This window comes from Methylobacter sp. BlB1, from assembly GCF_015476545.1.
Taxonomy (GTDB): Bacteria; Pseudomonadota; Gammaproteobacteria; order Methylococcales; family Methylomonadaceae; genus Methylobacter.
Genome location: NZ_JADMKV010000001.1, coordinates 111,409 through 135,373 on the forward strand (window position 1 = coordinate 111,409; position 23,965 = coordinate 135,373).

17 protein-coding genes are annotated in these 23,965 nt (G+C 53.1%); 11 read left to right on the forward strand and 6 right to left on the reverse strand.

The features are described from left to right. Window positions 1-18: 18 nt before the first annotated feature. From IT781_RS00530 to IT781_RS00545, 4 genes are all read right to left on the reverse strand, one after another. On the reverse strand, window positions 19-1,062 hold the full coding sequence (locus IT781_RS00530) for an MJ1255/VC2487 family glycosyltransferase (protein WP_194968172.1): 1,044 nt from the start codon (window positions 1,060-1,062) through the stop codon (window positions 19-21). Further along, entirely contained in the window at window positions 1,059-1,583 is a 525-nt protein-coding gene (locus IT781_RS00535; RefSeq protein ID WP_194968173.1) for a phosphatase PAP2 family protein, read from the reverse strand. Before IT781_RS00535 ends, IT781_RS00530 begins: the two co-directional genes overlap by 4 nt. Before the next feature lie 292 nt (window positions 1,584-1,875). Further along, window positions 1,876-2,694: a general secretion pathway protein GspB gene (locus IT781_RS00540; RefSeq protein ID WP_194968174.1), complete on the reverse strand. Its 819-nt coding sequence runs from the start codon at window positions 2,692-2,694 to the stop codon at window positions 1,876-1,878. 1 nt (window position 2,695) lies between these two features. Next, the gene (locus IT781_RS00545; protein ID WP_194968175.1) at window positions 2,696-4,330 is read right to left on the reverse strand and encodes an ExeA family protein; all 1,635 of its coding nucleotides are present in this window, start codon (window positions 4,328-4,330) and stop codon (window positions 2,696-2,698) included. Window positions 4,331-4,402: 72 nt separating this feature from the next. Between IT781_RS00545 and IT781_RS00550 the strand changes: the two genes are divergently transcribed. The 4 genes from IT781_RS00550 (at window position 4,403) to recD (ending at window position 13,923) form a co-directional block, all read left to right on the forward strand. Continuing rightward, on the forward strand, window positions 4,403-5,272 hold the full coding sequence (locus tag IT781_RS00550) for a DUF3014 domain-containing protein (protein ID WP_228778829.1): 870 nt from the start codon (window positions 4,403-4,405) through the stop codon (window positions 5,270-5,272). Between the two features lie 354 nt (window positions 5,273-5,626). Further along, window positions 5,627-8,767 (forward strand): exodeoxyribonuclease V subunit gamma, encoded by a 3,141-nt coding sequence (recC, locus tag IT781_RS00555; RefSeq protein WP_194968176.1) that lies wholly within the window; start codon window positions 5,627-5,629, stop codon window positions 8,765-8,767. A gap of 16 nt (window positions 8,768-8,783) precedes the next feature. Then, entirely contained in the window at window positions 8,784-12,278 is a 3,495-nt protein-coding gene (recB, locus tag IT781_RS00560; protein WP_194968177.1) for an exodeoxyribonuclease V subunit beta, read from the forward strand. Between the two features lies 1 nt (window position 12,279). Next, a complete protein-coding gene (recD, locus tag IT781_RS00565) occupies window positions 12,280-13,923 on the forward strand; it encodes an exodeoxyribonuclease V subunit alpha (protein ID WP_194968178.1) in 1,644 nt (547 codons plus the stop codon). Between the two features lie 65 nt (window positions 13,924-13,988). Here recD and ispB read toward each other — a convergent pair whose 3' ends face one another. After that, window positions 13,989-14,993: an octaprenyl diphosphate synthase gene (gene ispB / locus IT781_RS00570; RefSeq protein WP_194968179.1), complete on the reverse strand. Its 1,005-nt coding sequence runs from the start codon at window positions 14,991-14,993 to the stop codon at window positions 13,989-13,991. A 255-nt stretch (window positions 14,994-15,248) separates the two neighbouring features. Between ispB and rplU the strand changes: the two genes are divergently transcribed. The 4 genes from rplU to proB all read left to right on the forward strand — a co-directional run bounded on the left by rplU (window position 15,249) and on the right by proB (window position 18,093). Further along, window positions 15,249-15,560: a 50S ribosomal protein L21 gene (gene rplU / locus IT781_RS00575; RefSeq protein WP_027159057.1), complete on the forward strand. Its 312-nt coding sequence runs from the start codon at window positions 15,249-15,251 to the stop codon at window positions 15,558-15,560. A 16-nt stretch (window positions 15,561-15,576) separates the two neighbouring features. After that, window positions 15,577-15,834: a 50S ribosomal protein L27 gene (gene rpmA, locus IT781_RS00580; protein WP_194968180.1), complete on the forward strand. Its 258-nt coding sequence runs from the start codon at window positions 15,577-15,579 to the stop codon at window positions 15,832-15,834. 116 nt (window positions 15,835-15,950) lie between these two features. Then, window positions 15,951-16,985 (forward strand): Obg family GTPase CgtA, encoded by a 1,035-nt coding sequence (gene cgtA, locus IT781_RS00585; RefSeq protein WP_194968181.1) that lies wholly within the window; start codon window positions 15,951-15,953, stop codon window positions 16,983-16,985. Next, window positions 16,972-18,093, forward strand: a complete 1,122-nt coding sequence (gene proB / locus IT781_RS00590) for a glutamate 5-kinase (RefSeq protein ID WP_194968182.1) — start codon at window positions 16,972-16,974, stop codon at window positions 18,091-18,093. Before cgtA ends, proB begins: the two co-directional genes overlap by 14 nt. A gap of 69 nt (window positions 18,094-18,162) precedes the next feature. On the opposite strand, the gene rpsT is transcribed toward proB, so the two are convergent. After that, complete coding sequence (gene rpsT / locus IT781_RS00595) at window positions 18,163-18,426, reverse strand: 30S ribosomal protein S20 (RefSeq protein WP_027159061.1); 264 nt, start codon at window positions 18,424-18,426, stop codon at window positions 18,163-18,165. A gap of 100 nt (window positions 18,427-18,526) precedes the next feature. On the opposite strand from rpsT, the gene murJ reads away from it, so the two are divergent. From murJ to ileS, 3 genes are all read left to right on the forward strand, one after another. Further along, window positions 18,527-20,080 carry a murein biosynthesis integral membrane protein MurJ gene (gene murJ, locus IT781_RS00600; protein WP_194968183.1) on the forward strand — a complete coding sequence of 518 codons (1,554 nt, stop codon included), beginning with the start codon at window positions 18,527-18,529 and terminating at the stop codon, window positions 20,078-20,080. 115 nt (window positions 20,081-20,195) lie between these two features. After that, a complete protein-coding gene (ribF, locus tag IT781_RS00605) occupies window positions 20,196-21,137 on the forward strand; it encodes a bifunctional riboflavin kinase/FAD synthetase (RefSeq protein ID WP_194968184.1) in 942 nt (313 codons plus the stop codon). Continuing rightward, the gene (ileS, locus tag IT781_RS00610; protein ID WP_194968185.1) at window positions 21,134-23,965 is read left to right on the forward strand and encodes an isoleucine--tRNA ligase; all 2,832 of its coding nucleotides are present in this window, start codon (window positions 21,134-21,136) and stop codon (window positions 23,963-23,965) included. The genes ribF and ileS overlap by 4 nt, the downstream gene beginning before the upstream one ends.

Genomic DNA, 23,965 nt, shown 5'->3' on the forward strand with positions numbered 1-23,965 from the left:
GAACTGAAGAGATAGGTTTTATCCCAATTGAACCTGCAGCACTTCCACCTTGTTCCAGACGGCATCGACAAAAGCCTTGTCCATTTCCGGCATGCCGTCCTGAATCCATTGAACCAGTATCCTGGCGGTATTGGGATAAGTGATCTGGACGGCATGATCATCATGCAGCCAGCGCTCAATTACCGCCGGGTCCATATCGTTCATGACATAGCCGTAACCCAGCTGCTGCAAGGCGGCGGCATTGGAGATCTGCTCCATCTGCGCGTGCAGCGGTTTCGCCAGAATCTTTTTGCCTAGCCTCAGCGATTCGCTGGCGAGTTCAAAGCCGGCATTGCTGATGATGCCGGCGCAATCCTGTAAATTCTTCTGAAAGCCTTCGCGGGAGAGCGGATGGCAGATGATATGGTCGAATTCAGACTGCACGGTTTCCGGCGCATAGACATGAAAGATAAACTGTCTGAAAGGCGATAATAGCCTGATGACTTCGCGCTGGTCTTCAAAAGGCAGATAAACAATAATTTTATTCTTGATGGTATTGGCGGGCGTCCCGGTCGTGTCGATAATGGGAGGCAGAATGGGTTGGCCGAAATGGTGCCAGTGCAGGCCGACGCCGACATCGGCCGGCGCGAAATATTTCATGATCTCTTTGGCGACAGGATTGGAACCCGCCTTGGGGATTTTGTGGTTGAATGCATATTGATGACCGATGCCTAAAACGGTCTTTTTTTGTTTTTTTGCCGCCCAGGCAGTAACCGGCTCAAAATCGCTGATTACCAAGTCGTAAGCGCTCAAATCCAGCGACCTGACGTCCTTGATGAAAGTCAGCGGTTTGGCTTTGCAGGCGGTCTTTAGGTAATTGACCTGGCCCTTGTCGGTATTAAAGGTCAGGCCGGTACGCACCTGATAGTTGTTGAATATCGCCATTTCGAAATATTTATCGGCAGGACGGCCGGTAAACTGAAAACTAACCTCCATGCCGACCGCATAAAGTTCCTTCGCCATAACGCGTGCGCGAGTGATGTGGCCGTTACCGGTGCCCTGTACGCCATAGAAAATTCTCATGGAATAATTTGCCCCAGACTGAAAAGCGCCGTGCTGATGCCCAGCATGGCGCCGACCAGCGTGTCAGTCGGGAAGTGAACACCCAGCACGACGCGCGAGAAACCAATCAGGGCCGCCCAGCAATAAAGCGGAATCATTAGGGCAGGAAAAAAATAGCCGATCAGCGTCGCCATCATGAAGGCTGCGGAAGTATGGCCGGATGGGAAGCTGAATTGATCAGAAGGCGTGATGACACTATGGAAATTTTGCAGTGCTGCGGCCGGACGGTTACGTTTGAGGCTGTTTTTGACTATGAAATAGATTGGTCTTTCGAGCAAAAAGCCCAGAAAAATAGCCTGGAGCAGAGGGCTTTCAATACCTTGCCGCCAATATAGCAAGCCGGCGACCAATAGATACAGCGGTCCATCTCCGGTCTTTGAAACATACCGGCTGAATTTTGCCAATGAGCCGTGCATTTTGACATTAATCAGCCAGATGAGCATGAACACATCGTACTTATGTATCGAATAGAGCAGTTTCATTTTCTTGTCCTCTCGGCGTTTTGCAAAAGTCGGCCGCGGTCGGCGCAGAGCCGAACGATCGCGGATTTTCCTTTTGAATTAATTCCTGCCTTCGGGGCAAAGACTAAAACTCTTTTGTGACAAAAAAATGAAGGTTTGTTTAAGGTTTTGTGACAGAGGCTTTAACAGGGCTTTACTTGAAAAGGCTGCCAAAGCCTAAGACAGGACGGTTCAGGTGCGAATGAATCCGCACCTTGCAATATGCATTGTTGGAGGCGCCAGAAAAAGGCGCATCCGAAACAGGCGTTAAGTCTTAAGGGCGCTTGATTTTGAACAGGCGATTGTTGTAATTGACGACAAGGCTGTCGGGCCGTATATCCTTGAGTTCCAGCTGGTCTTTGATGAGTTGGCCCGGTGTATATTTGACCATGTCGATCATGACAAAACGTTCGGCAGGCGCCGGTGAATAGACAAAGACATTGATAGGCAACTTAGGCACCGTGCGGCGAAATTCGGCAGGCAGCTCATTCAAGAAAGGCAGGTCGTCCTTTGCCGGCAGCGCGGCCGGGGCCGGTTTGGCAACAGCCGTCACGACAGGCTCGATCGGTTTTACAGGCGCCGGTTTACTGATTTTGGCAGGCAACGGCTCAGGATTAATGACCGCGTTTTTGACCGGCTCGGCTTTTTGCGGGGCCGGCTTCGGCAGCGCAACCGCCGGTTTAACAGGCTCAACGACGGGTTTGTTGGCAACGACAGGTTTGGCCGGAGGCTGAGAGGCCGGCACAGTTCTGGCTTCGATGATCTCGGCAATCGATGCGTCTTTAGGTTCAGGCAGTCTGGCTTCGGGCTTGGGCGTCATTATTTCAGCCGGCGGTGCTACGGGCGGCTTAACTATAGGCGCAGCGGGCTGCGTATCGGCTGGCGGCAAGGCGACGACAGGCTGCGTTTTCTGCGTGAACCAGAGGAAATAAGCCAGAATCATCAGGTTGCTTATGATCAGTGCGGCGATCAGTTTGGTGGAGCGCTGATGTTGCGGCGGCTGGGGAATAAGGATTCTGTTTGCTACCGTATCGGGCTCGATGGCTTGCCGTTCCCGCTCTGATTTTCGCAGTGCATTCAAGATATAAGACATATTAATCCATGATCTCCAAGTGTGGCGAGTCTTTGGCGCCGATGCTGTTGTCCAAGTGAATCAGGGTGCGGGCGCCCGCTATGCCGTCAGCCGTTAAATGATGCAGGCGCTGAAAGTCAATCACCTGCTTTTTAAGCGCCTCATCAAAGAACATCGGCTCATTAACACTGGTGCGGGTTCCCGTTACGGCGCTTAACTGCTGGCGCAGCCAGAGCACGTTGGCCGATGTCTGCTGCGGGACGATTTCCGCCATATCCGGGCGCGGCGGCTGCCAGAGCATCAGATAATAGCCGTCCCATAAGCTCAGTACGTCGGCCAGCGGAAACGTCAAATCGTCATTAAAGCGGATGACAGGCTGGCCCTTGCGGACACCGGTTAGCAATGCATAGCGTTTTTTCTCATTGGCTAACGAGAACTCCAAAATAGCAGGGCGGTCGAGTTCCAGTATATCCTTCCAGTTGGCCTTGTCGAACAGACAGCGAAGGCCCACCGTTTCCATATAATGGCAATCGGCCCGGTTATCGGCCGGCACGGCTTTTTTCCAGGCTTTGAGCGCCTGGATCATGGCCGAGTTCAGCGACAGCGACGGATTTTCAAGCCAGGCGTTAAAAGTCTTCGCTTCGGCTTTCGGCGCTACGGGTTCAGATTTGGGCGCCGGTTGCGGGCTTTTTATGGCCGGCTTTGAAGCCGGTGCCGGAAATTGGCCTGACAATACGAGCTTGGCCTGATGGTCTGCAGGCTGATGCTGGCTGAAAAAATAAATGCCTGCGGCAATGCTGCCGAAAAGCGCCAGCGCTATCGCTGCTTTAGCTTGGCGATGAGGGCTTTTGAGCGCCAGCGTCTCCCGGGCGGCTCGCGTAATGATGTCGGGCGTAATGGCATGGGCATTGGTCGCGTAGGCGCCGAGCAAGGCGCGATCGCAGAGAATATTGATGAGCCTGGGAATGCCTGAGGAAAATTGATAAATTTTGCGAACGGCGCGGTCCTTGAAAAGGTCGGGGTTGCCGTTGCAGACGGCCAAGCGGTGATGAATATAGGCCCGTGTTTCATCAAGCGACAGCGGCAGCAAATGATAACGGGCTGTAATGCGCTGGTTGAGTTGGCGCAAGTCCTTCTGGCTCAGTAACTGCTTCAGTTCGGGCTGGCCGACCAGAATGATTTGCAGCAGTTTTGTCTTGCTGGTTTCCAGGTTGGTCAGCAGCCGGACCTGCTCCAGAACTTCCAGGCTCAGGTTCTGGGCTTCATCGATCAGCAATACGGTGCGCCTGCCGTTGGCATAGGCTGTGAGCAGGTATTGATTGATCTTGTCGATGAAGTCTTTCAGCGTTTGCCGGTTTTTGTCATAGCCGATGCTCAGCTCATCACAGATCGTGGCCAATAATTCGACGGCATTGAGTTTTGGGTTTAAGATCAAAGCGATATCGACATTGACGGGCAACTGCTGCAACAGGCATCGGCACAGCGTGGTTTTGCCGGTGCCGACTTCACCGGTCAGGGCAACGAAACCGCCGCCCATATTGATGCCGTAAAGCAGGTGCGCCAGACCTTCCTGATGGCGCGCGCTCATGAACATGAAGTGCGGATCAGGCGCTATCGAAAACGGTAATTCACTAAAATGAAAGTATTGTTGATACACGATTCTGACTTCTTGGGCACTTTAAAAAAATTGTCAATTATTCTAACCCACAACTGAAAGAAGGTCTTAACTATGGGGCGATACGGCCAAACTAAACCAAAAAAATCCAGCAACATCCTGATTTGGCTGGTGCTTGTTTTGATTATCGCTGCGGGCATGGGCTGGTTTTATTTCAATCTGCAGCGACCTGCCGATATTACTGAGCCGCAAACGCAAACGCAACCTTTGGCGCTGCCGCCGGTTTCCGATACCAAAACAGATGCACAAAAGGCGCCGATTCCGACAGGGCCAGACATGGAGGCGCCCGATGCCGACATCGTGCCGGACATTGCCGAAGAGTCCCGACAGGGAAAGGGGGTTATCCTGCCGGATCTCGCCAATAGTGACGGACAGATACGCGAGGACATGATCAGGATTTCGCCGGGGCTTGCCGAATGGCTCAATACCGACCAGCTGATCAGAAAATATATCACAATCGCCAACGATTTCTCGCAGGGTTTGAGGCTTGAGAAGCATATGCGTTTCCTCAAGCCTAGCGAGCGTTTTGCTCCCGATGAGAACCTGTTCATGAGCCGGCAAAGCTATCAGCGCTATGACAAGCTGGCGGCGGCGATCAGTGCGCTGGATGTCGAGGCGGCGCTGGCCGTTTACAAGAAGTTCAGGCCGCTATTCGTACAGGTCTTTGCCGAGTTCGGCTATCCTGCGGAATACAAGCTGGAAGATATTCTTGCCAAGGCCGGGGCGGAAATCCTGGCGGCGCCAGCCATAGATGCGCCCATTCCCCTTGTGCAGCCTGGAGTGCTTTACAAATACGCCGACAGCGAGCTGGAAAACGCAAGTCCCGTGCACAAGCAAATGCTGCGCATGGGGCCTGAAAACACACGCATCATTCAACAGAAAGTGCGTCTTCTGCTTGAAGGGCTAGTTAATCTGAAAGATTAGCTAGCTGTTCGGCTTATAAAGTGCAGGTCAATTAAGCACGAAGCGAACGAAGTTTTTAACGAGATGGTTGCTTCGTGTCCTTCGTGGTTTTAGACCTTAAGCTGATGCGCGGGCAAATTTTGTTGTCCTGCACTATTCAGAATTCACTTTACTCATCCTCGCCGGTTGCCATTATGGCCGGTTTCACTAGACCGGCAGGATGAGTCAAATCAGGCGGACGCCGATATGGCGTGCCGCGCCAAGCCTTACGCGAAAAGACACGATCTGATTGTGTTGATGGCAAGGCGGTTTTACAGTCAGAATATGGCTCAGCCTGTGTATAATGGCCGGGATTCATGACTGGTAAAAATTCCCATGTTCATCCTGCACAGCTCCAATAAAACCGAGAATCTGGTGGCGCATCTGAGCGCTGTGATCGGAAACGCGCCGCTGTCATCGCCTTTTGCCAAGGAAGTTTTTCTGATCCAGAGCCAGGGCATGGAGCGCTGGCTGTCACAACAACTGGCGACTGAATTCAAGGTCTGGGGCAACTATGAGTTTCTGTTTCCGAACCGCTTTTTCAGCTCATTGGCTCAAAAGGTCAACCTGTCGCTCAGCGATACGGTTTTCGAGCGTAACGTCATGCTCTGGCGGTTTGAAGCCTTGCTGCGCCGGTTACAGGATGATGCCTTTGGGCATGAATTCAAGGCGTTAAAACAGTATCTGACCGGGGAGAATCTCGCCGTCAAACGCTATCAACTGGCGCAGCAGCTGGCGCAGATTTTCGACCAGTACCAGATGATGCGGCCTGATATGCTGGAGCTCTGGCATCAGGGAAAACTGCTTTACCAGTCCGAAACGGAGCGCTGGCAACGGGCGCTCTGGCTGCTGGTCACCGGGCAGATCGGCGTCGGCCACCGTGGCTCGCTGTGGCTGGATGTGATCGAGCGTTTGAACAATGCCGGAGAAGATGCTTTCGGCGATGCCGTGCCCGAGCGCGTGTCCGTGTTCGGCGTCAATACCATGCCGCCTTTGTTTCTGAGCTATCTGCAGGCGCTGTCCAGGCATTGCGATGTGCATTTTTTTCTGCTGAATCCGGCACGGGAGTATTGGGCCGATATCGAAAGCAGGCGTCAGCGCGTCGGATCGGAAACGTTCACCGGGCACCCGTTGCTGTCAACGTTGGGCCAGCAGGGCCGCGAGTTCCAGGACATGATTCTGGAGCAGATGCAGTTCGATTTCGAACCAGCCAGTTTTGAGCTCAACGACGCGCGCACAAATCTGCAGCAACTGCAAAACGATATCCTGAATAATGCGCCGGAAAAGCGAGCGCTGCAGAGAGACGACTCGATCCGTATCCATGCCTGCCATTCGCGTATGCGTGAGATCGAAGTTCTGAAAAACGAGCTGCTACTGGCGCTGGAGCAGGACCCGACGCTGGAACTGCGCGATATCGTGGTCATGGCGCCCGACATTCAAGCCTATGAGCCGTTCATCGCGGCCGTCTTCGACGACATCCAGCACGCCATCGCCGACCGCAGCCTGCGCGTGAGCAACAATGCCCTGGAAGCTTTTATCCGCTTCCTGAATCTCAGCCAGAGCCGTTTCGGCTGGCAAAGCGTACTGGACCTGCTGGAACAGCCGGTGGTCTATCCGGGCTTTGGACTGTCCGAAACCGATCTGGAACTGATCAAGCATTGGGTGCGCGCCACGGAAGTACGCTGGGGCAAATCGTCTAAGCACAGACAGGAACTGGGATTGCCCGAATCGGGTGGAAATACCTGGCAGGCGGCGCTGGATCGGTTATTAATGGGCTATGCGGTTGGTGATGATGACAACTTTATCGATGACGTGCTGCCTTACTGCGATATCGAAGGCTCATCGGCACAGGCATTGGGCGGCCTGTGTGAATTCATGCAGCTGGCATTTCAAGCCAGCGCGGAACTGAAGCAGGCTAAAACGCTGAAAGCCTGGAGTGCGCAGCTTTATTATTATGCCGATCAACTGTTGCAGGGCGCCGATCCGGTTGAGCGCCAGCAGCTTAACGAACTGCTGGTCGAATTATCGGCCGATGTGGCGGCTGTCCATAATGATGATGTCGAGCTGCAAGTCATCGTCAGCTGGCTGGAAGGCACGATGTCCGAGCGCAAATCTTCGCACGGCTTTTTGCGTGGCCAGTTGACGTTTTGCTCGATGTTGCCGATGCGCTCGATCCCATTCAAGGTCATTGCGCTGCTGGGCATGAATGACGGCGAATTCCCCAAAATCGACCGCGCCCCGACTTTTGATTTGCTTGGCCAGCATTTCCGCAAGGGCGACCGTTCGCGCCGGGCGGACGACCGCTATCAGTTTCTGGAAATCCTGCTGTCGACACGGCAACGCCTGATCATGACCTATATCGGCCAGTCGATCAGCCAGAACGATGCCATTCCGCCATCCGTCATCATCAGCGAACTGCTCGACGTGCTCGAGGGCGGTTACGGGCTGACCGAGCTAGTAACGAAGCATCCCTTGCAACCGTTCAGCCCGCGCTATTTCGACGGCGCATCGGAGCTGTTCAGCTTTTCGGCGGCCGACTGCGCGACGGCCAAGGCCTTGTCGGCGGCCCGACAGGAGCCGCAATTATGGTGGCAGGGCGCTATTGAAGCCGAAGCCGGCGAGGTGATCGATCTGGGCGATCTGTTTGCCTTCTTCCAGCATCCGCAGCGCCATTTCCTGCGGCGGCAGCTGGATCTGCGCTTTGGCGGCATGGAAGCCAAGGCCGAAGAGCGCGAACCCTTTGAAATCGGCAAGCTGGACGGCTATGCCATCCACCATGACTGGATACAGCAGCAGTTAAGCGGCGCTTCCGCATCGCTGAAAAAACTGCAGGCGCAGGGCCGCTGGCTGGCCGGCAGTCCGGGCGAGCTCGAGTTTGAACGGCAGCAGAAATTGATCGCTGAGTTCGTCAAGCGCATCGAGCAGAAAAATCTGGGCCCGGCCTTGGACGATTTGCCCGTCGACATCAAAGTCGGCAGCTATCGCCTGATCGGCAAGCTGGGCAACCGCTATCAGAATGGCAGCCTGTTCTATCGTTACGCCGATCTGAAAGGCAAGGATTTCATCAACGCCTGGCTGCATCACCTGATCATCAATCGTCTGGAGCCGCAGGCGACCTGTCTGCTCAGCACCGATGAAGATCTGCTGTTTCTGCCCGAACATTGCCAACCCGAATATCTGCCCGAACTGATAGAGATTTACCGGCTGGGCCAACAGCAGCCTGATGCGTTCTTTGTCGAGCCGGCTCTGGCCTACGTCAGGCAGGCGCATAAGTTGAATACCAGCAGCCGCACGACCAAATCGGCGCTCGATACGGCCATGGAACAGTTGGCCAGAGCCGTTGAACAGCCTTATGAGCCGGAGCTCAGAAGGTTTTACCACAATGCCGAGGATATGGCGCGGGTGCTGGGCGAGTCGTTCGAACGGCAATGCCAGGCGCTGCTGCAGGATGTCTGGGCGGCAACGCATGGCCAGTGATTATCGGATAATGAGAATGCATGATTTCAACCCGGTGCAAACCGAACTGCTCAAAGGCGTCAATCTGATAGAAGCCAGCGCCGGGACCGGCAAAACCTATGCCATCGCCATGCTGGTGCTGCGTTTTGTCGTCGAGCAGGACATGAAGATCGAAGAGCTGCTGGTCGTGACCTTTACCAAGGCGGCGACTGAGGAGCTGAAATCGCGTGTGCGCGCCAGGCTGGCCGAAGCCAAAAGGGTCCTGGACGGACGCTTCGATGACGTGGACAGCAATGTAGTCGCGTGGCTGGATAATCTCGACATAGAGCCAGAATTGGTCAGGCAGCGCCTGGAGCGGGCATTGCTGGATATCGATCAGGCCGGCATCTTCACGATACATGGTTTCTGCCAGCGTATCCTGAAAGAGCATGCGCTGGAAAGCGGGCAGTTGTTCGACGCCGAATTGACCAGCGACCTGGCCGACATTAAGCAAGCCTGCGCAGACGATTTCTGGCGCCGGCAGATCTACAAACGTTCCGCTTGGGAAGTTTCCGTGCTGACTGCGGACTATAAAACGCCGCACGAGCTGCTGGCCAGCGTCGATTTCATTCCGGCTCATGTCGACATTTATCCGTCAGGCGCTTGTCTGGATAATCAATTGGCCGAATTAAGGCAGTTGGCCGCGTCCGCCAGGGATGCGCTGGATGCTTGTGTGGAGGTTATGAGAAACAGCTTCGCCGACGGTAAGTTCAAGTCGAGTTATTGCGATAGCTTTGAACAGCATATCCAGGCGCTCAGCGATTGGCTGCACGGCAGGACGGCGCAGCTGCCCGATGCCGAGACTCTGGCGGTTCTGACCGAAGACGGGCTCATGGAAGGGCTGGACGGCCGCAAGCTAAGAGGCGATAAGAAGGCCGGCTATCTGGCCGACCTGGCGATCGATACCGCGCCTTTCAATGCGCTGGCCGAGGCGGAGGGCGTTATTACTCTGACCTTGCGCCGGAGCCTGCTGGAAACCTTGCACCTGGAACTGGACAAGCGGCTACGGCAGATGAATGTCATGTCGTTCGACGATCTGATCACGCGCCTGTCGGAAGCTCTGCATGGCGATAAAGGCGAGCTGTTGATCGCCGAACTCCGGCAGCGCTTCAAAGTCGCGCTGATCGATGAATTCCAGGATACCGATCAGGACCAATGGTTTATTTTCTCGTCGCTGTTTGCATCGCCTGATCATTACCTGTATCTGATCGGCGATCCCAAGCAGGCGATCTACAAATTCCGCGGCGCCGATATTTACTCCTATCTGGCGGCGCAAAAACAGGCTCGGCATCAGTTCACGCTGGGCAGGAACTGGCGTTCGCACCCCGAGCTGGTCGATGCCGTAAACACGTTGTTCAAGCGCGAGCGGGCATTTCTGCTCGAGGATCTGGCGTTCAATGCCGTAGCGGCGGCCGTGCCGGCGGCAGAGCGGACACTGTACCAAGCCGATCGGGCTCTCGCGCCGATGGTGTTGTGGCAGTTGCCGCCAAGCGATGCCAAATCGGGCTACTGGACCGCCGGCAAGGCGGCCGATGAGATCAGAAACGCGGCCGTCAATGAAATTCTGCAATTGCTGAGCGGCGATTATACGCTGGCCAGGAAAATCAATGACGATGTTATGGCCGGCAAGCTCGAACCCAGAGATATCGCGATTCTGGTGCGGACCAATACGCAGGCCCGCGATTATCAAACGGCGTTGCGCAGTGTGGGCGTGCCATCGGTATTGAACAGCACCGAATCTGTTTTTGCCTCACGGGAAGCCCTGGATTTATATGTGTTGTTGCAGGCTGTGGCGCATCCGGGCGAAATGGCCCTGCTCAAGCAGGCGCTGGCCTTGAACTGGTTCGGCCTGGACGGTCGGGCGCTTTATGAGCTGGTCAACAGCGAGACGGAGCTGGATGCGCGCATGGCGCGTTTTCTGGGCTATTACCAGGACTGGCAGCAAAAAGGCCTGATGGTCATGATGCAGCATCTGCTGGCGCAGGAGGCCATCCGGACTCACCTATCCACCACGGTTATGGCCGAAAGGCGTCTGACCAATCTGCATCACTTGATCGAGCTGGTGCAGCAGGCTGCCGTCGATGAGCATCTGGGCATCAATAAAACGCTGGATTGGCTGCAAGCGGCCATTACCAAGGCGGAGCAGGACAAAAGCAGCGCCGATGACCAGCAGTTGCGGCTCGAGAGCGACGAGGAAGCGGTCAAAATCATCACCATGCACCGCTCCAAAGGGCTGGAGTATTCGGTCATTTTCTGCCCTTATCTGTGGCAGCGCAGCGGCCGGTTGAGCAGCGAAACGCGGCTGATCAAATGCCATGACAGCGGCCGGGTGACCGTCGATCTGGGCTCGAAGGATTTCGAACGGCGCAAGGCGCTGGCGCTGGCCGAAGAGCTGGCCGAGGATCTGCGCGTGTTTTACGTGGCCGTGACGCGGGCCAAATCGCGCTGCTACATCGCCTGGGCCGATGTCAGGTCAGAGAAAGCCGCCAATGATTCGGCCATGGCCTGGCTGCTGGATTTTGCCGATGCCGACTTTGCTGCGCAGCAGGCAAAATTTGTCGCCTTATGCCAGTCGAGTTCGTTTGACTATCGATTACTGGAACTGCCGTGCCTGACAGCCGGCAGTTATCAGCGGCGGCTTGCGCCGTGCGATTTGCTCCCCAAAAAACGGAAAAGGCCGTTATATACGAGCTGGCAAATGAGCAGTTATACAGCCTTGTCAAATTTAAGACTGCACGATGCGCCTGAGTTGCCTGAAGACAAGGCCGGCGAGGTGCAGCATCCGGAGCCCGAAAAGGACAAGCTGGCATTGCCGCGCGGCGCGCATACCGGCAATGTCGTGCACGAGCTGCTGGAGAATGTGGCGTTTGCCGATCTGGCCCGGCGCAAGGATATCTCGAAACTGCGCAATCAGGCCTGCCAGCGTTACGGCCTCAGGCTGGAAACGCCGGAGCTGATTGATGAGTTGCTGCAAGCCGTCGTCACGACGCCGCTGTCCGATATGGATGCGTCTTTCTGTCTGATGAACCTGAAAGAAAGCCGCTGCCTGAAAGAGATGCCGTTCTATTTGTCCATGCAGCCGGTCGACGTTAGCCGGATCAATAAAATCCTTCTCGATACGCCGGTTTTTCAGCCATTGAACAGCAAGCAGATGTGCGGCTATCTGACCGGTTTTATCGATCTGGTCTGTGAGCATGACGGCCTTTATTACATCATGGACTACAAGACCAACAGCCTTGCCGATTATGAGAATGAAACCCTGGCCCAGGCCATGCTCGAGCATAATTATGGGCTGCAATACTGGATTTATACCGTGGTGCTGCATCGCTATCTGCAAAAACGCCTGCCGGATTACAGTTATCAGCGTCACTTCGGCGGCGTCCGTTACTTATTTGTGCGCGGCATGCAGCCTGAGCAGGCCATGAGCGGGGTTTATCAGGACCGGCCGGATCTGGCCAGGATCGAGGCCTTGGCCGCATTGTTCGGAGAATAAGATGCAGGATCAGGAAAGAGTCTATAGCCGGCTGGATAGTGCTTTCGCCCGTTTTCTGGGGCAGCGGTGCAAGCTCAGCACTGAGGAAAAGCCACTGTTTGAAAGCCTGGTCAGGCAGTTGTCGCATGAGCAAAGCCAGGGTCACAGCTGCATTCAACTGGCAGAAAGCGACTGCGCATTGGTGCGGGCTTCGGGGTTGGCGGCCGTATCAGGCCAAGCTGCCGGGACGCTGCCTCTGGTGCTTGAGCACAACCGTCTGTATCTGCATCGTTATTGGGATTATGAGAGCCGGTTGGCAAAACAGATCAAGGCGATGGCGCAGGCAAAGCCATCTATAGAAGGCCTCGAGGCCGCGCTGGACCGTTATTTTCCAGCGCTGTCCGATGAAATCGACTGGCAGCGAGAGGCTGCTAAGATGGCGCTTACGCGGGGATTTTGCATTATTACCGGAGGACCCGGTACGGGCAAGACGACGACGGTGGTCAGGATTCTGGCCTTAATGCAGGAACTGGCCTCAGAGCCTCTGCATATCGCCTTGGCGGCACCGACTGGCAAGGCGGCCATGCGTCTGCAGGAATCGATAGGCATTAACAAAGCGTCGCTGCCATGTGATGAGTCCGTCAAGCGGCTCATTCCTGAAAAAGTGACAACACTGCACCGCTTGCTGGGCGCCATGCCGCCGTCTCCATATTTTCGCCATAATGCCGACAAGCCGTTGATTCATGATCTGGTTGTGGTCGATGAGGCGTCCATGGTCGATCTGGCGCTGATGAGCAAGCTGGCCGATGCGCTAAAGCCCGGCGCCGGCCTGATTTTGCTTGGCGATAAGGATCAGCTTGCTTCGGTCGAATCGGGAGCCGTGCTGGCTGATCTGACGGCGATTTTGCCGGACTGCACGCTGGAACTGAAGAAATCGCACCGGTTTGACGAGAACATCAAGAAGTTGGCGACCGCCGTAAATCAGCAGCAGGCTGATGTCGCCTGGCAGGCGCTGCAGAGTGGGGATAAAAATATAACGCTGCTGGACCAGGATCCTGTCGATTATGTGGCGGGGAGACAGACCGACTATCTGCGACTGATCAAGGCCGCAGCGTCCTTTGACGAAATCTATCGCGCCTTCAGTCACTTTCAGGTGCTATGCGCCAACCGGCATGGCAAAAACAGCGTCGCCGAGATCAATCATCTGGTCGAGCAAAAACTCGTTGCGCAAAAATTGATCAATGTATCTGGGCTTTGGTATGTCGGGCGGCCAATCATGGTCACGCAGAACAATCCTGCCTTGCAGCTTTACAATGGCGATATCGGTATCTGTCTGCCTGACAATGATCAGGAAGGAAAACTGATGGTGTTCTTCCAGCGGGCCGATGGCAGCGTCAAAAAATATCTGCCCGCGCGCGTGCCGCATTGCGAGACCGTGTTTGCGATGACGATACACAAAAGCCAGGGCTCTGAGTTCGAGGAGGTGCTGATTGCTTTGCCTGATGGGGTTAATCCAGTGTTGACGAAGGAATTGCTTTACACGGCTATCACCCGGGCCAGAAAAACGGTCAAACTGGTAGCTGATGAGGCAGTGTTCGTGGCGACTGTTGGTCGGAGGGTTGAACGTATCACCGGTCTGGTCGATAAATTCAAATCTGATCTATAAGATTGATAGGCTGTATGCGCCGACGCTGTGCTTAGAAGCTAAGCACAGCCCTGCCATTTCTGGCATTAATAATTGCGTTGAACGGAAAACTTAGCCAATAGAATCAGTGCGTTTTTGTATTCCGAATCGGGCAGGATGCTTAATGCATCGATCGCTTTTTGCGCTTCTTCATCGGCGCGCTGCTCGGTATAATCAATCGCTTTAGTGCTCTTTACGACGGCATAAACTTCACTGAAGGCATCACGATTGCCGTTCTTGACCGCATCGATCACGATGCTGGCTTCACTGTCATCGCCGTGCTGAATGGCATAAATCAATGGCAAAGTCGGTTTGCCTTCGGCCAGGTCGTCGCCGAGATTCTTGCCTAATTCCTCCTGATTGGCCTTGTAATCCAGCGCATCGTCGATAAGTTGAAAAGCGATGCCGAGATGTTGGCCGTACTTGGCCAAGCCCTCCTCCACTTCTTCGGAAGCATTGGAGATAACGGCGCCCAATCGGGTTGCGGCGCTGAACAGGATGGCGGTTTTTCTGGAGATGACTTCGAGATATTTTTCTTCGGTGGTTTCGGGGTTATTGCAGTTCAAAAGCTGAAGAACCTCGCCTTCGGCAATGGCGGTTGTCGTTTTGGACAGAATTTCCATAACGCGCATATTGCCCGTGCGCACCATCATTTCAAAGGCGCTGGAGTAGAGGTAATCGCCGACCAGGACGCTGGCGGCATTGCCCCAGACCGCATTGGCCGACTCTTTACCGCGCCGGCGGTCTGAATCGTCAACCACGTCATCGTGCAGCAGTGTCGCGGTATGGATGAATTCAATGACGGCGGCGAGCACCAGATGATTGCTATTGACATCGCCCAAAGCCTTGGCTGCAAGCAGCAGCAGCATCGGGCGCAGTCTTTTGCCGCCGTTGCCGATAATATAATGGCCGACCTGATTGATCAGGATAACATCGGAACTTAACTCGTTAATGATGAGCTGGTCGACCGCCTTGGCTTCAGAGATGGTTAAATTCTTGATCGAATTAAAATCAATGGGCGCTGATGCGTTCGATGTGGATTGTGATGCCATTATTTAGTGCTGCGTGTTTAGGTTATTTTTCATGATGATAGCTATGAAATACAAAGCCGTTAAGCTATTATAACTTAATACAAAGTTAATCGCCCATGCTATTGAATAAACTATAGTGGTGTCAATAGCCTTCTTGTGTTATTTTATTGCGAGAATATTAGGGGTCGGTTGATTTTAAATTTGACTTGACTTAGTTTTAAAAATAAAATTGTCTGTTCACTTTAAACAGATTAATGCTTGATGGAGCTTGCGCAGATGTATGCGGTAATTCAAACAGGTGGTAAACAGTACCGAGTAGAAGAAGGTACGACCTTAAAAATAGAAAAACTTGAGCTTGGAACAGGCGACAGCATTGAATTCGATAAAGTGCTGATGGTTCAGTCAGGCGGTGATGTTAAAGTTGGCTTGCCTTTCATCGAAGGCGGCAAAGTGACAGCGACTGTTTTGTCTCAAGGTCGGCATAAAAAAGTTAAGATTATTAAATTCAGAAGACGTAAGCACCATATGAAACACATGGGGCATCGTCAATACTATACAGAAGTCCAGATTACTGGCATTTCTGCTTAATATTTAGGAGTTACAGATGGCTCATAAGAAAGCGGGCGGTAGTACGCGTAACGGACGCGACTCTAATGCAAAAAGATTGGGTGTTAAACGTTTTGGCGGTCAAGTTGTGACGGCGGGCAGCATTATTGTGCGCCAACGTGGAACGCATTTTCACGCAGGCGACAATGTCGGTTGCGGAAAAGATCATACATTGTTTGCAACAACTGACGGTAAAGTGCTTTTTCAGGTTAAAGGTCCTAACGGCCGTAAATTTGTCAGTGTAGTTGCTGCATAAAACTTACAAGCCGCACAGAGCGGTAGTATGGTTGTCTAAAAAAGCTCCGCTCGTTAATAGTGGGGCTTTTTTTGTTTTTATCGGTAAGTAAGTTTTTAAATGCGGCGGCGTGATTTATGAAATTTGTTGATGAGGCGGAAATTCGTGTAGAAGCGGGTGATGGCGGCAATGGCAAGGTCGGCTTCCGTCGCGAGAAATATGTGCCGTTAGGCGGGCCTGATGGCGGCGATGGCGGCGATGGCGGCAGTGTCTATCTGGTTGCGGCTGAAAATGTAAATACGCTGGTTGATTTTCGCTATCACTCAGTGCACAGGGCGCAGCGCGGCGAGAATGGCATGGCTCGCAATTGCACGGGTAAAAAAGGTGATGATTGCTATGTGCAGGTGCCTTTGGGCACGCGTGTCTCCGATGCGGAAACGGGTGAGGAGATGGGGGATCTGACCGAAGTCGGCCAGACGCTGCTGGTGGCCAAAGGCGGCTTTCATGGGCTCGGCAATACCCGTTTTAAAAGCAGCGTTAACCGCGCTCCGCAATATGCCAGCAAAGGTACTGAGGGCGAGCATCGCAGGCTGCATTTGGAGTTGACGCTGATTGCCGATGTCGGCTTGCTTGGTATGCCTAATGCGGGAAAATCCAGCTTGATCCGTGCCGTATCGTCAGCTCGGCCTAAGGTCGCTGATTATCCGTTTACTACGTTGCATCCTAATCTTGGCGTGGTCAGGATTGATGATCTGCGCAGTTTTGTGATTGCCGATATTCCGGGTGTGATTGAAGGGGCGGCTGAAGGTGCGGGGCTGGGTTTGCAGTTTCTCAAGCACTTGTCGCGGACGCGCCTGTTGTTGCATCTGGTTGATGTTGAGCCTTATGAAAGTTCGGATTTGCCGGTTGAGGCGGCGCGCAAGATTATCCGTGAAGTCGAGAAATGGAGCGATGATTTGGCGCATAAGCCGCGTTGGCTGGTGCTCAATAAAGTAGACAGGTTGCTTGATGAGGAAGTGGGTGAGCATTGCCAGGCAATTATTGATGAGCTTGGCTGGTCGGGGCCGGTCTTTAAAATCTCGGCAATTAACGGGGATGGTACTAGAGAATTAATGTTTGCCATCATGGAATTTTTGGAACAGCATCGGCGAGAAGAAAGTGAGCAGGAGTGATTTTGCGAAAGCCAAACGAATTGTCGTCAAAATAGGCAGTTCTTTGTTGACGGATGGCGGCCGAGGCCTCAATAAGCCGGCTATTGCGGCTTGGGTTAGGCAAATGGCTGCGCTAAGGCGGCAGTCAATTGAAGTGCTGCTGGTTTCCTCGGGTTCGGTGGCTGAAGGCATGTGTCGTCTAGGCTGGAAAACAAGGCCTAAAACATTGCATGAGCTGCAGGCGGCGGCATCGGTCGGTCAGATGGGGTTAGTGCGCGTTTTTGACGATAATTTTCAGCAACACGGACTGCATGCGGCGCAAGTGCTGCTGACGCACGATGATTTATCGGATCGTCAGCGCTATTTGAATGCCAGAAGCACTCTGCTGACGCTGATCAAGATGGGTGTCGTGCCGGTCATTAATGAAAATGATACGGTCGCAACCGAAGAAATCCGCTTCGGTGATAACGATACGCTGGGCGCCTTGGTGGCGAATCTGGTGGAGGCGGATCTGCTGATCATTCTGACGGACCAGAAAGGGTTGTTTACGGCCGATCCCAGTCTGTATCCTGAGGCAGAGCTGATCTCCGAGATCAGTGTTAATGACAGTCGTTTGGATGTGGTGGCTGGCGAAAGCCGTAGTGGGTTGGGGCGAGGCGGCATGTTTACCAAGGTTCGTGCGGCGCGCCTGGCGTCCAGGTCGGGGGCTGCTACCGTGATTGCGGCAGGTGTTGTTGAGGATGTGATTACGTCGGTGATTGCCGGGGCTAATCTGGGGACGTATTTATTGCCGGACATAGAGCCTTTGGCGGCCAGAAAGCGCTGGCTTGCCGGGCAGTTGCAGGTCAAAGGAAAGCTGGTTCTTGATGCAGGCGCAGTCAGGGTTTTAAAAAGTGACGGCAAGAGCTTGCTGGCTGTTGGTGTTAAATCAGTGTCGGGCCGGTTTGAACGCGGCGAGCTGGTTTCGTGTGTGGATGAAAGCGGTCAGGAAATCGCCCGGGGGCTTGTCAATTATGGCAGGGCGGACGCAGAGTTGATTGCCGGCAAGAGCAGTTCCGAATTTGAAGCTATTCTTGGCTATGCCGATGATTCGGAAATGATGCACCGCGATAATATGGTGCTGCTGTAAGGCGGCCAAATAAAAAGGCCGCAACTCGTGGGAGTTCGGCCTTTTTATTTAGTAAGACTAAAGCTTTTATTAAGCGATAGATTTTACTTTTGAATTCAGTCTGCTTTTGCTGCGTGAGGCTTTATTCTTGTGGATAAGGCCTTTGTTTACTGCTGAATCGATAATGGGCACAACGGTCTTGAAGGCGGCTTGCGCTTTTTCTTTGTCGCCCGCGTTAACTGCGGCAATAACTTTTTTTACGAACGTGCGTAAATTGCTGCGTTGTCCTGCGTTGCGAATACGGCTTTTTTCCGCTTGTCGCGCACGCTTTTTAGCTTGTGCTGTATTAGCCATAATTTCTCGATTTTTGCTATGTGAGTTAATAAGACCGCATATTATCTTTTTAAATGGTATCATTGTCAAAAAAATAATGAATTAACAGCGAGGAGCAGTATTGAGCGGACAGCTTTTTAAATCAACTGCCGTTGTGGGCAGTATGGCCATGATTTCGCGTCTATTGGGGTTTGTCCGGGACATGCTGATAGCGCGGCTTTTCGGCGTTAATCCGGCAACCGATGCATTTTTTGTCGCCTTTAAAATTCCGAATTTTCTGCGGCGCCTGTTTACTGAAGGGGCTTTTGCCCAGGCTTTTATTCCAGCGCTATCAGACCAAAAGGAGCGCGGCAGCCAGGCGGCGTTAAAGCAATTCGTCGACAGGACGGCCGGAAGCTTGGTACTGGTTTTAATGCTGGTCACGATTCTCGGCATGGTTGCTGCACCTGCGCTCATTACTTTGTTCGCTCCCGGCTTTATCTGGCAAGGATCTCAGCATGAACTGGCCGTGCAGATGCTGCGGATTACTTTTCCATATTTGTTTTTTATCTCGTCGGTGGCGTTTGCAGGCAGTGTCTTGAATGCGCACGGCAAGTTTGCCATTCCGGCCTTGACGCCGGCTTTGCTGAATATTTGCATGATCGCTGCCGCAATCTGGCTGGCGCCTCTGATGGCCGAGCCGGTTGTGGCATTGGCGTGGGGAGTCTTCATAGCCGGCGTAGTGCAATTGTTGTTTCAGATGCCGGCCTTGATGCGCTTAGGTCTGCTCCCGCGGCCGAGATTCGATTTTAATGATGTAGGCGTCAAGCGCATGATGGGGTTCATGCTGCCGGCGATTCTCGGCGTTTCAGCCACGCAGATCAATTTGCTGCTGGATACATTGATGGCTTCGTTTTTAGGCGCCGGCAGCGTTTCCTGGTTGTATTATTCAGACCGTCTGGTGGAGTTTCCGCTGGGTATTTTCGGCATTGCCGTGGCTACAGTTATTTTGCCGAGCTTGTCGAAAAATCATGCCGCCGACGATGCGAGGGCTTTTTCGAATTCATTGGATTGGGGGCTGCGCCTGGTTTTATTGATCGGCATGCCGGCCATGGTCGGGCTGCTGATGCTGGCCGAACCGATTTTATCGACACTGTTTCAATACAAGGAATTTGGCGCTGACGATGTGCAGTTGGCCGGGCAGAGCCTCATGGCGTATTCAGCCGGATTGTTGGCATTTATTCTGATTAAAGTGTTGGCGCCTGGTTTCACTTCCCGGCAAGATATGAAAACGCCGGTCCGTTATGGGTTATATGCTATTGCCGCCAATATCATTTTAAACGCTGCGCTGATGTTTCCTATGGCGCATGCGGGGATCGCTTTGGCAACATCCCTGAGCGCGTTTTTAAATGCTTTTTTACTGCTTGGCAAACTGTTGAAAGAAAAGGTTTATCGGCCGGCCGAAGGATGGGCATTGTTTTTGGTCAGGATACTGTTGGCAAGTGCGGTAATGGCAGCCGCCTTGTATTATTCTGTTGACGTCAGTCAATGGGGGCAGTGGGATTCCATGGACAGAGTCATCAATTTGATCGTATGGATTGCGATAGGGTGTGCAATTTATGCGTCGACATTAGTCATGACCGGTTTAAGGTTCAAGCATTTAGTCGGCTGGCATGACAGTAACGTATTGCAATAGCGCTTTGCTGAAATCCTAGGGTTTCTTGTCGGATTCATGCATTTCGCCGGATTTATGTTTTGAGTTCTCATGAAGTTACCCATGATAGAATAAAGAATTTTGATTTGTCACATTCATGCGTTTAATTAGAGGCCTGTCTCATTTGGAACCGTTGGAAAACGGTTGTGTGTTGACTATCGGGAATTTTGACGGCTTGCATTTAGGCCACAGGGCCGTGATTGATAATCTGGCGACGCGCGGTAGGGCGCTGGGTCTGCCGGTTATCGTGATGATTTTCGAGCCGCAGCCGCTGGAATATTTTCTGGGAAAAAATGCGCCGTCCCGATTGATGCGCTTGCGGGAGAAAGTGATCCAGTTTTTAAAGCTGCCCGTTGATGATTTACTGATATTGCGCTTTAATCAACAGATTGCCAATTGTGACGCCGAACAGTTCATTTCGGATATTTTAATCAAAAAACTGAATATCAAGCATTTGGTTGTCGGGGATGATTTTCATTTCGGCAAAGACCGGCGCGGCAATTTTGCCATGCTGAAGAAAGAAGGCCAGGCGTTCGGTTTCGAAGTTGAAGATACCGGATCTTATTATGTAGACGGTCAGCGCGTAAGCAGTACCCTGATCAGGGACGCGCTGGGCGCCGGTGATCTGGTTAAAGCCGAGAGACTGCTGGGACGCTGTTATTCCGTATGCGGACGGGTTGCGCATGGCGATAAGCGGGGCAGGACGATCGGTTATCCGACCGCCAATATACGTATGTTTAGAAAAAATACGCCTGTGGTCGGCGTCTATGCCGTTACCATGACCGGCATAGACGGCCAAGAATTCGAAGGGGTAGCGAATGTCGGGACGCGGCCTACGGTCGATGGCGGCTCAAAAGTGATATTGGAAACACATTTGTTTGATTTTAATAAAGAAATTTACGGGCGTTACGTGGAAGTGCATTTTAAGCGGAAGATCAGGGATGAGATGCGTTTCCGGTCGCTGGATGAACTTAAGGCTCAGATCGTAAAAGATGTGGCGAATACTAAAAAGATTTTTGCTGAATTAAGAAACGTATGACGATGGACTATAAAAAAACACTGAATCTACCTAAGACTGCCTTCCCGATGAAGGCCAATCTGGCGCAACGCGAGCCGGAGCGGTTAAATAAATGGCAGGAGGCCGGCCTGTATCGCAAAATCAGAGAGCAGTTTGCCGGCAGTCCCAAATTCATTCTGCACGATGGCCCCCCCTACGCCAATGGTGAAATTCATATCGGCCACGCAGTCAATAAAGTCCTGAAAGATATCATTGTCAAATCGAAAACGCTGAGCGGTTTTGATGCGCCTTATGTGCCGGGCTGGGATTGCCACGGCCTGCCTATCGAATTGATGGTGGAAAAGAAAGTCGGCAAGGCCGGCGTTAAAGTATCTCCGGCGGTTTTTCGCAAGGCCTGCCGCGAGTATGCAGGCAAGCAGGTCAATATTCAGAAAGAAGCGTTTGTGCGTCTCGGTGTACTGGGTGATTGGGATAACCCGTATTTAACGATGGATTATGCCTTTGAAGCCGATATCGTGCGTGCATTGGGAAAAATCAGCGCCAAAGGGCATTTGACCAAGGGCGCCAAGCCCGTGCACTGGTGCACCGATTGCGGCTCGGCGCTGGCCGAAGCGGAAGTCGAGTACGAAGACAAGCATTCGCCGGCCATCGATGTGCGTTTCCAGGTTATTGATGAAGAAGCGTTTATGGCGAGCTGCCATCATGTCCCCGAGCATGATGGCGAGGGGCCTTTATCGGTCGTTATCTGGACCACGACGCCGTGGACACTGCCGGCCAACCAGGGCGTTGCCTTGAATCCCGATCTTGACTATGCCGTGGTTCAGTGCGAGAAAGACAGCAAAAAAGAGCGCCTGGTCATAGCTGAAGTCCTGCTTAAGGATGCGATGTCGCGCTATGACGTCGAAAACTACCATGTTATTGCCTATTGCAAAGGCGCGTCGCTGGAACATCAGTTGCTGCAACATCCTTTTTATGACCGTCAGGTACCGATTATCCTCGGCGACCATGTCACGACCGATGCCGGCACCGGCGCCGTGCATACGGCGCCAGGGCACGGTCAGGACGACTATGTGGTCGGCCAAAAATACGGTTTGCCGGTCGACAATCCGGTCGGCAACGATGGCGTTTTTCTGCCTAATACCGAACTGTTCGCCGGCGAGCATGTGTTCAGTGCCAATGATCATGTGGTGGCGGTGCTCAAAGAAAAAGGCAAGCTGGTGCATGAGGAAGCCATCCTGCACAGTTATCCGCATTGCTGGCGCCATAAAACGCCGATTATTTTCCGGGCTACGCCGCAATGGTTTATCTCGATGGATAAAAACGGCTTACGCGAGCAGGCGCTGAATGAAGTCAAGCGGGTAGCCTGGATTCCGGAATGGGGTCAGGCGCGTATTGAAAGCATGATGGAAAACCGGCCTGACTGGTGTATTTCGCGCCAGCGCACCTGGGGCGTGCCAATTGCCTTTTTTGTCCATAAAGAAACCGGCGAACTGCATCCACGCACGCCTGAACTGATCGAGCAAGTGGCTCAACGCATCGAGCAAAAAGGCATAGAAGCTTGGTTTGAACTGGAGAAGGAAGAGTTGCTGGGCGAGGAAGCTTCATTATACGAGAAAATGACCGATACGCTGGATGTCTGGTTTGATTCCGGCGTTACCCATGCCTGTGTTCTGGAGAGACGCCAGGAATTGGCTTTCCCGGCCGATCTGTATCTGGAAGGTTCAGATCAGCATCGCGGCTGGTTCCAGTCATCGCTGCTGGCTTCGACGGCCATGAATGATGTGGCGCCTTATGAAGCCGTGTTAACACACGGTTTTACTGTGGATGCGGAAGGCAAGAAAATGTCCAAGTCCAGAGGCAATGTGATCGCGCCGCAGGAGGTCATGAAGGAACTGGGCGCCGACGTCTTGCGCTTATGGGTAGCGTCGACCGATTATCGCGGCGAAATGTCAGTGTCCGATGAAATCCTTAACCGGACCTCGGACGGATACCGTCGCTTGAGAAACACGGCCCGGTTCCTGCTGTCGAATCTGGACGGCTTCGATCCTGCCCGGCATCTGGTCGAGGCGAAGGACTTGCTGGCCCTGGATCGTTGGGTCGTGGATAGGGCCTATGCGCTCCAGGAAGAAGTTAAGGCCGCTTACGAAAGCTATCAGTTTCAGCTTATTTTCCAGAAAGTGCACCATTTTTGCGTGATCGATCTGGGCGGCTTTTATCTGGATATCATCAAGGACCGTCAATATACGGCCAAAGAAGATTGTTTGGCCAGACGTTCTGCTCAAACGGCCATGTATCACGTGCTGGAAGCGCTGACTCGCTGGCTCGCGCCCATCATCAGCTATACAGCCGATGAAATCTGGAATTATATGCCCGGCGAGCGCAGTGAATCGATATTTCTGGAAACTTGGTATCAAGGCCTGTGCAAACTGGACGACGAGGCTGCGATGAACCGCGAGTTCTGGCAGAAAGTCATGGCTGTCCGAACTGTCGTCGGTAAAGAGCTGGAAAAGAGCCGGGCGAAGGGAGAGATAGGCGCTTCGCTCAATGCCGAGGTCGAACTGTATTGCAATGCGGATTATTTTGATGCTTTGAACCGCTTGACCGATGAGCTGCGCTTTGTTTTTATTACTTCAAATGCCACGGTAATGGCCGATCAGGTTTGTCCTGATGATGCCGTTCAAACCGAGATTGACGGCGTCAAGTTAAAAGTTGTTGTGTCCGGGCATAAAAAATGCGTGCGCTGTTGGCATCAACGTCAGGATGTGGGGTCGCATGCCGATCACCCTGAACTTTGCGGTCGCTGCGTTGAAAACGTGGCTGGCGCTGGCGAAAACCGACAATTTGCGTGA

Coding starts and splice junctions, on each gene's coding strand:
- IT781_RS00540 (WP_194968174.1), bottom strand. CDS start 2,694: ATGTCTTATATCTTGAATGCACTGCGAAAATCAGAGCGGGAACGGCAA.
- cgtA (WP_194968181.1), top strand. CDS start 15,951: ATGAAATTTGTTGATGAGGCGGAAATTCGTGTAGAAGCGGGTGATGGC.
- IT781_RS00550 (WP_228778829.1), top strand. CDS start 4,403: ATGGGGCGATACGGCCAAACTAAACCAAAAAAATCCAGCAACATCCTG.
- rpsT (WP_027159061.1), bottom strand. CDS start 18,426: ATGGCTAATACAGCACAAGCTAAAAAGCGTGCGCGACAAGCGGAAAAA.
- ribF (WP_194968184.1), top strand. CDS start 20,196: ATGCGTTTAATTAGAGGCCTGTCTCATTTGGAACCGTTGGAAAACGGT.
- IT781_RS00530 (WP_194968172.1), bottom strand. CDS start 1,062: ATGAGAATTTTCTATGGCGTACAGGGCACCGGTAACGGCCACATCACT.
- IT781_RS00535 (WP_194968173.1), bottom strand. CDS start 1,583: ATGAAACTGCTCTATTCGATACATAAGTACGATGTGTTCATGCTCATC.
- recB (WP_194968177.1), top strand. CDS start 8,784: ATGCATGATTTCAACCCGGTGCAAACCGAACTGCTCAAAGGCGTCAAT.
- recD (WP_194968178.1), top strand. CDS start 12,280: ATGCAGGATCAGGAAAGAGTCTATAGCCGGCTGGATAGTGCTTTCGCC.
- ileS (WP_194968185.1), top strand. CDS start 21,134: ATGACGATGGACTATAAAAAAACACTGAATCTACCTAAGACTGCCTTC.
- ispB (WP_194968179.1), bottom strand. CDS start 14,993: ATGGCATCACAATCCACATCGAACGCATCAGCGCCCATTGATTTTAAT.
- rpmA (WP_194968180.1), top strand. CDS start 15,577: ATGGCTCATAAGAAAGCGGGCGGTAGTACGCGTAACGGACGCGACTCT.
- rplU (WP_027159057.1), top strand. CDS start 15,249: ATGTATGCGGTAATTCAAACAGGTGGTAAACAGTACCGAGTAGAAGAA.
- recC (WP_194968176.1), top strand. CDS start 5,627: ATGTTCATCCTGCACAGCTCCAATAAAACCGAGAATCTGGTGGCGCAT.